Raw genomic sequence first — 13403 nt, forward strand, 5'->3', positions numbered from 1 at the left:
GGAGCGGTCAAGCCAGTGCCAACCGAATCGCCGACCATCCTGGTGATCGACGACGATCCCGACATCGTCCGCGCGGCGACGCTGCTGCTTGAACGGAACGGCATGCGGGTGCTGGGCGCCCCGGATCCCGATGCCGCCTGGGTGCGGCTGGCCGAGGGACCGGCCGATGCGATCCTGCTCGACCTCAATTTCGCGCGCGGACGGACGAGCGGGGAAGAGGGGTTTCGGATGCTCGACCGGCTGGTGGCCGCCGATCGCAACGCGGTGGTGATCGTCGTCACCGGCCATAGCGGTATCGCCGTCGCGGTACAGGCGATGCGGGGCGGGGCAAGCGACTTCGTGATCAAGCCGTGGAGCAACGAGCGCCTGCTCGCCACCGTCGAGCGGGCCGTGGCGCTGCGACGGGCGAAGCTGGCAGCCGCACCGGCAGCGACCGGGGAGGAGGCCCTGCTCCTGCTGGGCGAGGCACCCGCGATCGATGCGGCGCGGGGGATGATCGCTCGTGTTGGGCCAACGGATGCGGCGGTGCTTCTCACCGGCCCGGCCGGCAGCGGCAAGACGCTGGCGGCACAGATGCTCCACCGGGCCTCAGCGCGTGCCGAACGCCCGCTGGTGACGCTGGATGCGGCCGTGGCGGATCTGGCGACGATCGAAGCGCGCGCGGCGGCGGCTGAGGGGGGGACGCTGCTGATCGAGGATGTGGACCGGCTCGCACCGGCCCTGCAGCCCGAACTGGTGCGGCGGCTGAGCGGCCTGCGCCTGCTCTCCACCAGCCGGGGCGATCGGGCTGCCACGCGCGCGGCGCTCAGCGACGACCTGCGCTTCCGGCTGAACACGGTGGAGATCGAACTGCCGCCGCTTGCCGGCCGCGGCGGCGATGCGCTGCTGCTGGCGCGCCATTTCTGCGCGCTGTTCGCGGGCCGCTATGGCCAGCCGTTGCGGCCCCTCACAGACGAAGCCGCGCGCGCGATCGCTGCCGATTGCTGGCCCGACGGGGTGCACGGACTGCGCCAGGCCATCGAGCGGGCAGTCCTGCTCGGCGGCGGTGCGGCGATCGATGTGGCGACGCTGGGCCTCGCGCTGCCGGAGGACACGCTGGAGCCGCGGGCCATCAAGGCGGACCTCAATCTGGGGCGGAGCGAGGCGGCACTGGTGACGGCGGCGCTCAAGCGCCACGCCTTCAACGTCAGCCGCGCGGCGGCGGAACTGGGGCTGACGCGCGCGGCCCTATATCGGCGGATGGCAAAATATGGGCTCTAGGGGCTGGGCGGCGCTGCTGCGCGGGGTGTTGCTGCTCGTGGCGGGGGGCGCCTTTGCCGTCGCCTGGGGCTCGGGCCTCTATGCGAGCGCGCTGGTTGCGGCGCTCGCGGGGCTGTGGGCCATTGCGACCGGAGTCGTCGCAGCGCGCAAGCCGCAGCTGGTGCCGGTCGCTGCGCCCGGCCCTGCGCCGGACCCAGCGCACCGCGAGCGGCGGCTGACGGCGCTGCTCGATCTCTCCCCAGCGCCAATCGTCACGCTGGACGGCGAGGGGCGCCTGCACGCGATCAACCGCGCCGCACGACGCCTGTTCGGGGCTGCGGATCTCATCGCCGATCCGCCCGCGCTGCTGGTCAAGGCGATCGGCGACTTCGCTGCCCAGGCGGCGACGGTGGCGATCGGGGGGCGAAGCTATGCGCTGACCACCAGCGACTTCGCACTGGGCGGTACGCAGAGCCGGCTGGCGGTGCTGATCGACATCGATGCCGAACTCAAGGCGGCCGAGGCGGCGACGCTGCGCGATCTGGTGCAGGTGCTGAGCCACGAGATCGTCAACGCGCTGACGCCGATCGCCTCGCTGAGCCGCACGGCAGCGGACATGCTGGACGAGCCGGCCCCGGCGCTCGCCGCGCTGCGTGATGCCGTGGGCACGGTTGCGCGGCGCGCGGAAGGGCTTCAGCGCTTCGGCGAGGCCTATCGCTCGCTGGCGCGGCTGCCGCCGCCGCGCCTGGCGCCGCTCGACCTGCGCACGGTGGCGACCGATCTCGCGCGGCTGTTCGCGACCCGCTGGCCGGACTTGCCGCTCGTCTTCGATAGTGCGGCGCCGGTGCGCCTGCAGGGCGATGCGGACCAGCTGAGCGCGGCGCTCTGGGCGTTGCTGCAGAACGCCGCAGAAGCGGTCGGCGGGGCAGGCGAGGGCCGCATCGGCCTGTCGCTGTGGCGCGACGAGCGTGCCGCATATTGGCGGGTGTCGGACAATGGGCCGGGCGTGGCGGCCGGCGATCGTGGCGCCGTGTTCCGCCCCTTCTTCACCACCAAGCCGCAGGGGAGCGGCGTGGGGCTGGCGCTGGCGCGGCAGATCCTGCTCGGCCATGGCGGCGATCTGGTGCTGGTGGAGGGCACAAGCGGCGCGTGTTTCGAGGCGATGCTGCCGATCGTGCCGATGGGCTGAAAACGGGCCCGCGCCGCCCAGGGAGGCGGCGCGGGCCAGGCACCCCAACCCTCAGGCCAGCAGCACCTTGTCGACGGCGATCCGGAACTTCTCCATGTCCGCCGCCGAGCCGACGGTGACGCGCGACATCATCGGATAGGCCGTCCAGGAGCGGCCGATCTGGACGTTCTGGGCGAGCAGCGCCGCCATCATCTCCTTGGGCGCTTTTCCCTTCCACTCGGTCATGAACATGTTGGCGTGGCTGCCGGGGAGCACCTTCAGCCCGCGGCTCTGGAGATGTGCGATGGTCTTCTCGCGCACCGCGATCATCTCGTCGCGTCGCGCCTTGATCTCGGCGGCGAGAGGGATCGACGCGGTTCCGCAGGCGACCGCGGTCATCGGCAGCATGTTGGTCACCTGCATGCCGTCATAGCGCATCATCTTTTCGTGCAGCGACGGCGCCGCGAAGGTGAGCCCCAGCCGCATGCCTGCCATGCCGAACAGCTTGGAGAAGGTGCGCATCACCAGCACGTCGTCGCGGGCCGCAACGAGCTTGGCCGCGTTCGGCGCGTCGGCGAAGTGGATATAGGCCTCGTCGACGATCAGCACCGCGTCCTTGGGCTTGTTCTCGGCCAGCCAGACGATGTCGGCGATCGGGGTCAGCGTGCCGGTCGGGTTGTTGGGCGAGCAGACATAATAGAGCCCGGCGTTTGGATCCGCCGCCAGCATCGCCTTCACGTCGTGCTGATACTGAGGGCCGAGCGGCGCCTTGGTGACCTTGGCGCCGATCCAGGCGGCGGTGCGCCAGATCTGCTCATAGGTGGGGTCCGCGGTGACGATGCCGCGGGTGGGCGAGGCAAAGGTGACGGCGGCGCGGTTGAGCGGGTCGCTGGAACCAGGCCACGCCTTGATGTGGGTGGCGGGCAGCCCTTCCACCGCGGAAACGGCGGCGAAGAGCTGGTCGTGCTCGCCGTTCGGCTCGTAGCGATTGCCTTCGGTGACGATCTTCATCGCGGCCGCCGCGCCGGCGGGGAGGGGGCCGGTCCAGCATTCGTTCGATCCGATGCGAACGGCGCCGACCACAGCCTTGGCGGATTGCTGGGCGAAGGCAGGTGCGGCGCGACCTAGCGCGACCGTACCGCCGAGCAGCGCGGCGATCCGCCCCATGTCGCGGCGCGAATAGCCGCGACCGCGCAGGTCCTCAGCGACTTCAGGCTTCTTGAGCGTGTCGAGAATGGTCATGTCGTGGGTCTCCCTGTTTCGATCGAGACGCGCGTCAGAACTTCAGCGCGTTGTGGAACATCACCAGCGCGATGACGATGAGGTAAATGCCGAATACCCGTTTCAGCATGGCTGGTTGTAAGGCGTGGGCGGCGGCAACCCCGAGCGGGGCGGTGAGCATCGACATCGAGGCGATGGCGACCGTCGCGGGCAGGTTGACGAAGCCGAGCGAGCCCCAGGGCAGCCCCGGCTCGCGCAAGCCGATGATCGCGAAGCCGATCGCGCTGGGGATGGCGATCAGCGTGCCGATGCCGCTCGCGGTGCCGACCGCCCGGTGAATCGAGCGGCCGCACAGCGTCATCACCATGATCGCAATCGTGCCGCCGCCGATGCCGAGCAGCGAGGAGAAGGTGCCCAGACCTCCCGCGATGGCGACCCGCGCGACGCCCATCGGCATGGTATCGCTGATCACCCGATTGCCGAGCCGCGGCACCAGGAAGTTGACCGACATCAACAGCACGCCGCTGGCGAACACCAGGGTCAGCACCCGCCCGTCGACATGGCTGGCGAGCAGCACGCCGATGCCGTCGCCCAGCACCACCCAAGGCGCCCAGGTCTTGAGGATCTCGAAATCGACCGAACCGCGCTTGTGGTGGCTCAGCACCGATCGGATCGAGGTGATGATGATCGTGGCGGCAGAGGTGCCGATCGCGACATGGGCATATTGGCTATGCTCGCCGCCGAGCAGCGGCAGCATCAGCAGCAGGGCAGGCACGACGACGAAGCCGCCGCCGATGCCGAACACGCCCCCGGCGAAACCGGCGGCGAGCCCGGCGACCAGCAGCCCCAGCAGCGGGATCAGCCAGTCCGTGGAAGACATAAGCAAGACGCATCACTCCCATGATATGTTCTGGCAAGCACAGGCCGGACCGGAAACATGCTCCCGGCCCGGCGAGATTTTAGAATTTCAGACTGATCCGGCCGTAATAATAACCGCCGTTGATCCCGTAGGGTGAAATCGTCGGGTAGAGGTTCGACGAATAGCCGCGCGATCCGGCGGCCAACTGCGCCGAGCGGATATTCTCGAACGAACGCTGCGTCGGGTAATGGTTGAATAGGTTGTTCGCGCCGACCGAGAGCTTGATGCCACCGGTGATCTTCACGCTGCCTTCGAGATCGGTGATGAACGCCGCGTTGACCGGCACCTCGAGATCGGCGCCCTTGAGCGGGCTGTTTCCCGGTGTCGATTCCAGCGCGTAGACCTTGGAATAATAGCTCTCGCGGAAGTTCAGGCTGAACCGCCCCGATTCCCAGAAGGCGCCTAGCGTCGCGCGGAACTTGGGCGTGCTGTTTTCCAGCTCGATGATCGAATAATTGTTGATCAGCGCCGACAGCGCGGGATTGGCCTTGTTGACGTAGAGCGCCGAGGGCAGGGCGGCGATGTTCTTGACCTTGTTGTCGTTGTAATTGGCCGAAAGCGTCCAGTTCACCTTCCCGATCGGGCTCATCATGTCGTAGCTGGCGACGAAGTCGACGCCGCGGGTGCGCATCTCGGCGCCGTTGACGAAGGTCTGCACCGAGACGGTCCCGTCGATGTTGCGTTCGCCATTGACGTCGCTGAGCACATAGCTGGGGATGGTGCCGCCCAACGCGGTGGCGACGGCGTTATACACCGCCTGCTGGTTGTACGTGTTGAACGTATCCGCGTTGTAGACGACGCAGTTCGCTCTGTTTGAGCCGGCATAGCCCTGCGGGCAGTATTTGCCATTGAAGCCGTAGAAGGTGCTCGAGATCAGGATGCGGTCGCGGATCTCGATCCAATAGGCGTCGAGCGTCACGTTGACGTGCGGGCTAGGCGTGAAGACGAAGCCGGCGCTGAAGTTGGTCGACTTCTCGGGCTTGAGGCCGCCAAAGCCCAGCGCCTTGGCGCCCGGCGAGTTGGCGGGCAGCACGCCGGAGACGCTGTTCGGGCCGACATTGATGCCGGAATAGAAGCCCTCCGCCAGCGTCGGCGCGCGGAAGCCGGTGGAGACGGTGCCGCGGATCGCGATCGCGTTCGTGATGTCGTAGCGGCTGGTCAGCTTGAAGACAGTGGTGTCGCCAAAATCGCTGTAATGTTCGTGGCGGAGCGCACCGTCGACCAGCCAGGCATCGACCGGCTTCACGCTGATGTCGAGATATTGCGAGAAGTTGGTGCGCGAATGCTGGCCGGCGTCGTTCGGGCTGTAGCCGAAGAAGGATTGCGCGCCGCTGCCGTAATAGGAGGCCGGGTCGCCCGAGACGATGCCATAGGTTTCGCGGCGATATTCAAGGCCACCGGCCACGTTGAGCGGCTCGGCCAGGCCGATGTCGAAGGGGTGGGTCAGGTCGAGCGTGCTCGTCCACTGGCTGGCCTTGAAGTCGCCATTGTGGAAGTTGGTGGGGGTGAAACCGGTGTCCTTGTAGAGCGCGGCGTTGGCCGAATTCTGCACATAGACGCCGACGAAATCGTCGCCATAGGTGGAGGCGATGTCGAAGGTGGTGGCGCCGATGCTGCCGCGGAAGCCGCCGGTGACGGCATAGTCGGTTTCCGAAATCGCCTCGAGCGGCTGGAAACCCATCGGGTAGAAGGGTACGCCCGCCTTGCTGGTGACCACGTCCGGCGTGCGGACATTCTCATAGGCACGGGCATTCTTGTGGCCGTAGCTGCCGAAGCTGTAGAATTCGAACCCGCCGAAATCATAGCCCGCGTTGACCATCACCGAGCTCTGATCGACTTCCGGATCGCCCAGAATGCGGTTCGTGTACGGGTAATAAGGCAGGTTCTTGATCGCCGGATACAGCGTCAGATATTTGGTGGCGTTGGCATTGTTGCCATATACCTGCGGGTTGACGTCGCCGCGGAAGCTGAAGCCCTTGTGCTTCTTCTCGGCAGTGATGTTCACCCAGGCATTCTCGATCGGCGCGAAGCCGATATTGCCGGAGAAGGCGTAGGTCTTCCCGCCCTGATCGTAATAGCGGCCGCCGGTGACATCGATGATGCCGCCATGATCGGCCTTCTTCTGGATAATGTTGATCACCCCGGCGATCGCATCGGTGCCATATTGGGCGGCGGCACCGTCCTGCAGCACTTCGATATGGTCGATCGAGTCCGGCAGGATGAAGCTGATGTCGGGCGCGGCGCTGCCGCCATAGGGGCCGCCTGCAACCGACACGTTCGCGGTGCCGTGGCGGCGCTTGCCGTTGAGCAGGATCAGCGTGTGGTTGGGGCTGAGGCCGCGCAGCTTCATCTGCAGGTTGTGCGCCTGAAGATCGCTGCCGAACGCCTGGGCCTGCACGCTGGGCAGGTTCTGCGCGAGCGCCTGGATCAGGTCCGGCTGGCCGGTGCGGGAAAGGTCCGCCGCGCTCAGCAACTGGATCGGCGCCGGGCTGTCTGCGGCGCGCAGGCCGGTGACGCGGGTTCCGGTAACGATGATATCGTCGCCCTGCGGAACCGGCGCGGTGCTGTCCTGCGCGAAGGCCGGTGTGGCGGCCAGTGCCAGCGTGATGGCCAGAACCGTGAAGGATGCCGTTTCTCGAAATTGCATTCGATGGTGCCCCCCGAAGGCTGATGGTTGTCGTTCGTTCGCTCCTGCGTGGTCTTTTCTCTCGTTATCTCGTCGTCCGGCATCGGCGGGACAGGGTTGTCCATTCCCCGAAGCGCAGGCGCGCTACCGGGGTAGATCGATGCCGACACAGGGGTACGCTCCGGCGACCGTCGCCATGGCCAGGGTCGCACGTCATCCTGACGCGCCGGAACTGGCCACTGCGAGGCGCATCAAATCGACGCTGAAATGCGGCTTCTATCGCAAGCCCGAAGCACAGAGGCAGCATCAGGCAGACTTGGCTGCCGATCTCGAGATGTTCAGGGACGCGCGGCGATAATGCTTGGGCAGACCCTGAAGGGATCGTCAGCCGATCTCTTCAATCTATTCTGGCCATGTGGTGAGGCTTGGTTGAATGCGGCTGGTGCAGCGTCTCGCTGCGAAAGCCCGCGGCAAGTGATGGTCGGCCATTTGATCACCCCTTTTTTGATCAAGGCGCCGATTCGGGTATCCAATCCCTGCGGTTTATTATTGCTTGTTGCAGGGATGCTATCCGTGGAGCGGGGGAAGTCAATGCGCGAATGACGTATATCGTAACGTTTGTGTCGCGCTTATGTCACATGGCCCGCTCCACTGCTGGAACGGGCCATCAACACATATGCAGGTGCCAAGGCGCTGTGCGCGCTGGTCAATGCGCGGCGCTGGTATCCACCTTGCCGCGCGGGCGGGGCGTGAACCAGATGATCCCTGCCGCGAAGACGAAGATGATCGCCGACAGCAGGAACACATGGGTGGTCGCCAGCGTGAGGCTCTCCTGGCTCACCAGACGCTCCACGGCGCTGCGTATCTGCCCGACCGAGAAGCCCTGCGCCGTCAGCGCGCTCACCGTCGGATCGGTGTTCATCCGCGAGACGATCTCGCTGCGGGCCACGCGCGAACTGTCGTCCCAGATGCTCGTGGAGATCGAGGTACCGATCGCGCCCGCCATGGTGCGCAGGAAGCTCATCACGCCCGCCGCCGAAGCGGTTTCCTCCGGCAGCACCGACCCCAGCGCGAGCGTGGTGAGGGGGATGAAGAAGAAGGGCATGCCGAAGCCCTGCAGGAACTGCGGGAAGGCAAAGGTCCAGAACCCGGCCTGGCTGTTCCAATAGACGCGGATCAGCGCCGAGAGCCCCAGCCACAGAATGCCGAACGACACCAGCAGCCGCGGATCCACCTTGTTCGACAGCTTGGCGACGACGGGCGACATGAACACCGCCGCCACGCCCGAGAAGGCCGTGGCATAGCCGGCATAGGTGGCCGTGTAGCCCTGACTCGACTGGAGCCATTGCGGGATGATCACCGCCGAGGCGAAGAAGGTGGCGAACGCGAAGGACAGCGATATCACGGAAACGGTGAAGCCGCGGTGCCGGAACACGCGCAGGTCGACAATGGGGTCCTTCGCAGTGATCTCCCAGGCGAGGAAGACGAGGAAGCCGATCGCCGCGACCACGCCCAGCCACACGATGGTGGCATCGTTGAACCAGTCGTGCTCGCGGCCGAGGTCGAGCATGATCTGCAGCGCGGCGATCCACAGGACCAGCAGCCCGAGCCCGCCCTTGTCGACCGACAGCTTCTGGGTAGGCGTCTCCGCGCGGCGCAGCAGACGCATCGCGCCGAACGCGCAGAGTGCGGCCACGGGAATGTTGATGAAGAAGATCCAGTGCCACGACCAGTTGTCGCTGATCGTGCCGCCCGCGATCGGGCCGAGGATCGGCGCGACGACCGTGGTCATTGCCCACAGGCCCATCGCCTGGGCGTGCTGTTCGGGCTTGAAGATGCGCAGCAGCAGCGTCTGGGTCAGCGGCATCAGCGGGCCGCCGCACAGCCCCTGGCCGATACGGCAGGCGACCAGCATGCCGAGCGTCGTCGACATGCCGCACAGCACCGAGAAGATGCCGAAGCCCATCACGCCGAGGATGAACACCCGCACCACGCCGAACCGGCCGGCGAGCCAGCCGGTAAGCGGCACGCAGATCGCTTCCGCCACCGCATAGGAGGTGATGATCCAGGTACCCTGGCTCGCCGAAATGCCCAGGCTGCCGGCGATGTGCGGCACCGAGACGTTGGCGATGGTGGTGTCCAGCACCACCATGAAGTTGGTCAACGCCAGCACCACGCCGGCGAGGATCAGCGAGGGCCCCTCAAGGAAGCCCCCGCGCTGCATCTGGCCGCTCATGGCAGGCAATCCTTACTTGGCCGAGGTATCGATCTCGGCATCCATCGACAGGCCCACGCGAAGCGGATGCTGCTGCAGTTCCTTCGGATCGAGCGCGACGCGCACCGGCAGGCGCTGGACCACCTTGATCCAGTTGCCGGTGGCGTTCTGTGCCGGGATCAGCGCGAAGGACGAACCGGTGCCGCCCGAGAAGCCGATCACGCGACCGTGATACTTCACGTCGCCGCCATACAGGTCGGACGTCAGCTCCACCGGCTGGCCGACCTTCACGCGGGTCAGCTGACCTTCCTTGAAGTTGGCATCGACATAGAGCTGGTTGAGCGGCACGATCAGCATCAGCTGCGCGCCCGGCGCCACGCGCTGGCCGACCTGGACGTTGCGGCGGGTGACGACGCCGTCGAACGGCGCACGAATGGTGGTGCGGGCAAGGTCGAGCTTGGCCTGATCCACCTTGGCGCGCGCAGCGAGCACTTCCGGTGCCGTGTTCGCCGTGGCGCCATTGACCAGCGCCTGGTTCGCCGCCAGCTGGCCGCTCGCTGCAACGCGGGTTGAGGTCGCCTGGGCGAGACCCGCCTTGGCGAGTTCGAGATTGGCGCGCGCCGCCGCGAAGGCGTTGGTCGCCGAGGTCAGTTCCTCGCCCGAGACGGCGCCGTTGGGCGCGAGCTTCTGGCGACGGGACAGATCGATGCGAGCCTTTTCGAAATCAGCCTGCGCTGCGGTGACCTGCGCACGGGCACGGGCGATGTCCGCCTCGCGCGCCTGCACCTGCGCCGCCAGCGCTTCGCTGGTCGCCGAGGTCTGACCGAACTGGCGGGTCGCGCGGGCAAGATCCGCCTCGGCCTGGGCCAGCGCGATCCGGGCGTCGCTGTCGTCGATTTGGACGAGCACGTCGCCCTTCTTGACCGTCTGGGTGTCGGCCACCGCAACGCGGAGCACCTGGCCGCCGGTCATCGGCGTGATGCTGGCGCTGTCGGCACCGACATAGGCGTTGTCGGTGCTGACGAAGTGGCTGCCGACGGCCATGTAATAGCCGCCATAGCCAAGGCCGGCGATCAGCACGAGGCCGCCAATGCCCAGCATCAGCCGCTTGCGCAGCGACTTGCGGTTGCCCTCGTCCGCGTCGGCGGCGGCCGGGGCGGGCGAGGGTTCCTTGCGATCGGCGGCATCGCCGCGGGCGGCGTGGATGGCGGGTTCTGCGTCAGCCATGGGTCTTGACCTCGGAAGCGGCAACCGCCGCGTTGTTGGTGGAAAAGCCTCCGCCGAGCGCACGGACGAGCTGGACGTCGAGCGTGAACGCGCGCGCTTCCAGTTCGGCAACGATCTGGCGGTTCTGCAACACCCTCTCCTCGGCGGTCAGAACGTCGAGAAACCGCGACAGCCCGCCTTGATAGCGTTGCTGCGCAATTCCATAGGCCTGTTCGGAATCTTCGAGCGCCTGGCGGCTCTCGGCAAGGCGCGTGGCGAGCGCCTTCTGACTGGTCACCGCATCGGCCACGTCGTGATAGGCCGTGGTGACGCTGTTGTCGTAGTTGGCGACCGCTTCGTCATAGGTGGCGCGGGCACCGGCATATTGGCCGCGCAGTTCGCCCCCATGAAAGATCGGCAGGCTGATCGCCGGGCCGGCCTGGAGCACCGAGGCGCCGCTACCGTCGACAAGGTTGTTGAGGCCGAGCGCACCATAGCCGGCGAGCGCGCTGAGGCGGATCGACGGATAGAAGTTGGCGCGGGCGACCTTGATCCGGCTGGCGGCGGCTTCGACCCGGGCACGGGCGGCGGCGATGTCGGGGCGGCGACCGATCAGGTCCGTGGTGACGTCAGCCGGTATGCCGCGCGCTTGGGCCGGTGCCGCGGGCAGTGCGATGTTGAGCCCGCGGTCCGGACCCTGGCCGAGCAGCGCCGCGATACGGTTGCGCGTGAGGCCGATCTCTTCGTCGATCGCGGCCAGCTGGGCGCGCGCCGCAGGTACGGCGGCGGCGGCCTGCTTCTCTTCGGCACGGGTTTCGAGGCCGTTGGTCACGCGGTCGGTAACGAGCTTCTGTGTAGCAAGCCGCACTTCCAGCGCGCGCTCCTGCACCCGGCGGTCTGCGGCAAGGCGCGCGAGGTCCGCATAGGCGGCAGCGATGTTGGTCGACAGCGCGAGCCGCGCCTGTTCCAGCTCCAGTCGTGCTGCCTCCGCCTCGGAGGTGGCAGCCGCCAGTTGCGCGCGGTTCTTGCCCCAAAGGTCGAGATCGAAGGCGAGGTTGAGCGTGCCATAACCGATCGTCTGGACATTCGACGGAATGTCGATCGGCAGGCCGCTCCCGGTATCGATCCGGTTTGCGGCTGCGGAGCCGCTGGCATCGACGCGCGGGAGGCGCGCGGCGCCGGCCTGCACCGCATAGGCCTGGGCCGAACGCAACCGGGCGGCAGCGGCGGCGAGGTTCGGCGCACCGCGGAAGGCCTCATCCATCAATGCGTTGAGCTGCGGATCGTTATAGGCGGTCCACCAGTTGGTGACGGGCCACTGCGCCTCGGCACTGCCGGCAAGCGACTGGCCGGCCGCATAGCTGTTGGCGGCGCGCACTTCGGGGCGAGCACCGAGATCCGGCACCGGCGCACACGCCGCCAGCGCGGAGGCTGCAGCCGCAGACAGCAACAAGGGCCTTGTTGGGAAACGACTCATCATGGTCTGGAAAAACCGTACTATTGGGTACGAGTTCCAGATGGAGAGCGCTTCCGCTCTTGTCAATAGAAAATCGTACCCTATAGTACGGTTATGGAAATCGTAACCCCCAAATGCCTGGGCAAGCGCGAGGCGCGGAAGCAGGATCGGCGTGCCGCCATCCTTGCTATCGCCAAGCGTCACTTCATGGAGCAGGGCTATGCCGCCGTGTCCATGTCGGCAATCGCGGCGGAGCTGGGCGGTTCCAAGGGCACGCTCTGGAGCTATTTCGCGTCCAAGGAAGAACTGTTCGACGCCTGCGTGGACGAAGCCACGCGCGATTATCGCGAACAGGTGATGCAGTTGCTGGTCCCTTCGGACAATCTGCAGGCCACGCTGTGTGCGTTCATTCGCAGCCTGTTGCGCAAGGTTACCTCGCGTGAGGCAATCCAGCTGCACCGGGTGATCCATGCCGAGGTGGAGCGCACGCCGGAAATGGGCGAGATCTTCTTCCGGCGCGGTCCGCAGCGCACCCGCGAGATGCTGGCCGCGCATCTGGACGACGCGATGCACAAGGGACAATTGCGCGCGTCCGATCCGTTGAAGGCGGCCTTCGCGCTCACCAGCCTGTGCATGGGTTCGCAGCAACGGGCGATGCTGGGCCACCAGTTCAGCGACGCCGAGATCGACGAAGAGACCGACTATATCGTTGATCTGTTCCTGCGCGCCTTTGCACCGGAGCCGCTCCGCGCATAAGCTTGCCGCAGGGGGAGCGCAGGATGGCGACGGCGGAACATCGATATCACGGGTGGTGGCGCGCGGCGGCGCTTTCTGCTGCGCTGTTGGCAGCGGGTTGCCATTCGGAGCCTCCCGCGCCGCCACCTCCCTCGATCAGCTTCGCGGGGCTGCCGGTGAGCGGCAGCCTGGCCGATGCGAAGCGCGCGGGTTTCGACAATTGCCTGCAAATGGATGGCGGACATATGCGCTGTCGCCGCTCCGGCGTGATGTTGCTGGGCGAAGGCCCCTATGAGGCGGCGCTCGACCTGCTCGAGGGCGATGGCAGCGGTGGCTTCCGCCAGATCACGCTGTGGCATGATCGCGACCAGTCGGCACCGCTGAAGGTCGGCGACGCGCTGAAGAAGCAGGGCTGGTCCTTTCGCTATACCGGCGAGGGCGCGCGCGGCGACCAGATGATCCTCGTCCGCAAGGATGCGCCGGTCCATTTCTCGATCGATCTCAGCTATTGGGGCAAGCGCCGGGTGCGGATCCTGCCCGAATAGGGCGATGCACCTGATGTTGTGCCGCCCATCGGTTCGGCGCGAAGCCATTGCCGCCGCACGGACGGCGTAATAC

Annotated in this window: 10 protein-coding genes; 4 read left to right on the plus strand and 6 right to left on the minus strand. The window is 66.8% G+C overall.

Going from position 1 to position 13403, the window contains the following annotated elements:
• Positions 1-15: 15 nt before the first annotated feature.
• Positions 16-1260 (plus strand): sigma-54-dependent transcriptional regulator, encoded by a 1245-nt coding sequence (locus tag V7E00_RS04695; protein WP_333571512.1) that lies wholly within the window; start codon positions 16-18, stop codon positions 1258-1260.
• Positions 1250-2428 (plus strand): sensor histidine kinase, encoded by a 1179-nt coding sequence (locus V7E00_RS04700; protein WP_333571513.1) that lies wholly within the window; start codon positions 1250-1252, stop codon positions 2426-2428. The genes V7E00_RS04695 and V7E00_RS04700 overlap by 11 nt, the downstream gene beginning before the upstream one ends.
• 51 nt (positions 2429-2479) lie before the next feature.
• Here the strand turns inward: V7E00_RS04700 and V7E00_RS04705 are convergent, their stop codons facing one another.
• The 6 genes from V7E00_RS04705 to V7E00_RS04730 all read right to left on the minus strand — a co-directional run bounded on the left by V7E00_RS04705 (position 2480) and on the right by V7E00_RS04730 (position 12047).
• Positions 2480-3649 (minus strand): pyridoxal phosphate-dependent aminotransferase, encoded by a 1170-nt coding sequence (locus V7E00_RS04705; protein WP_333571514.1) that lies wholly within the window; start codon positions 3647-3649, stop codon positions 2480-2482.
• 34 nt (positions 3650-3683) lie between these two features.
• On the minus strand, positions 3684-4508 hold the full coding sequence (locus V7E00_RS04710; protein WP_333572371.1) for a sulfite exporter TauE/SafE family protein: 825 nt from the start codon (positions 4506-4508) through the stop codon (positions 3684-3686).
• Between the two features lie 79 nt (positions 4509-4587).
• Complete coding sequence (locus V7E00_RS04715) at positions 4588-7194, minus strand: TonB-dependent receptor plug domain-containing protein (RefSeq protein WP_333571515.1); 2607 nt, start codon at positions 7192-7194, stop codon at positions 4588-4590.
• A gap of 685 nt (positions 7195-7879) precedes the next feature.
• A complete protein-coding gene (locus tag V7E00_RS04720; RefSeq protein WP_333571516.1) occupies positions 7880-9409 on the minus strand; it encodes a DHA2 family efflux MFS transporter permease subunit in 1530 nt (509 codons plus the stop codon).
• A gap of 12 nt (positions 9410-9421) precedes the next feature.
• The gene (locus V7E00_RS04725) at positions 9422-10615 is read right to left on the minus strand and encodes an HlyD family secretion protein (protein WP_443019138.1); all 1194 of its coding nucleotides are present in this window, start codon (positions 10613-10615) and stop codon (positions 9422-9424) included.
• Complete coding sequence (locus V7E00_RS04730; RefSeq protein WP_333572373.1) at positions 10608-12047, minus strand: efflux transporter outer membrane subunit; 1440 nt, start codon at positions 12045-12047, stop codon at positions 10608-10610. Before V7E00_RS04730 ends, V7E00_RS04725 begins: the two co-directional genes overlap by 8 nt.
• A gap of 117 nt (positions 12048-12164) precedes the next feature.
• Here V7E00_RS04730 and V7E00_RS04735 point away from each other — a divergent pair, with 117 nt between their 5' ends.
• Positions 12165-12806 (plus strand): TetR/AcrR family transcriptional regulator, encoded by a 642-nt coding sequence (locus V7E00_RS04735; RefSeq protein ID WP_333571517.1) that lies wholly within the window; start codon positions 12165-12167, stop codon positions 12804-12806.
• Between the two features lie 23 nt (positions 12807-12829).
• Positions 12830-13330 carry a hypothetical protein gene (locus tag V7E00_RS04740; protein WP_333571518.1) on the plus strand — a complete coding sequence of 167 codons (501 nt, stop codon included), beginning with the start codon at positions 12830-12832 and terminating at the stop codon, positions 13328-13330.
• Positions 13331-13403: the final 73 nt, after the last annotated feature.

The sequence above is a fragment of the Sphingomonas sp. genome (assembly GCF_036731925.1).
Lineage (GTDB): Bacteria > Pseudomonadota > Alphaproteobacteria > Sphingomonadales > Sphingomonadaceae > Sphingomonas.

Excerpts from the sequence above, each read along its gene's own strand:
- V7E00_RS04725 (WP_443019138.1), bottom strand. The coding sequence starts at position 10,615 with ATGGCTGACGCAGAACCCGCCATCCACGCCGCCCGCGGCGATGCCGCC.
- V7E00_RS04715 (WP_333571515.1), bottom strand. The coding sequence starts at position 7,194 with ATGCAATTTCGAGAAACGGCATCCTTCACGGTTCTGGCCATCACGCTG.
- V7E00_RS04740 (WP_333571518.1), top strand. The coding sequence starts at position 12,830 with ATGGCGACGGCGGAACATCGATATCACGGGTGGTGGCGCGCGGCGGCG.
- V7E00_RS04710 (WP_333572371.1), bottom strand. The coding sequence starts at position 4,508 with ATGTCTTCCACGGACTGGCTGATCCCGCTGCTGGGGCTGCTGGTCGCC.
- V7E00_RS04705 (WP_333571514.1), bottom strand. The coding sequence starts at position 3,649 with ATGACCATTCTCGACACGCTCAAGAAGCCTGAAGTCGCTGAGGACCTG.
- V7E00_RS04735 (WP_333571517.1), top strand. The coding sequence starts at position 12,165 with ATGGAAATCGTAACCCCCAAATGCCTGGGCAAGCGCGAGGCGCGGAAG.
- V7E00_RS04720 (WP_333571516.1), bottom strand. The coding sequence starts at position 9,409 with ATGAGCGGCCAGATGCAGCGCGGGGGCTTCCTTGAGGGGCCCTCGCTG.
- V7E00_RS04700 (WP_333571513.1), top strand. The coding sequence starts at position 1,250 with ATGGGCTCTAGGGGCTGGGCGGCGCTGCTGCGCGGGGTGTTGCTGCTC.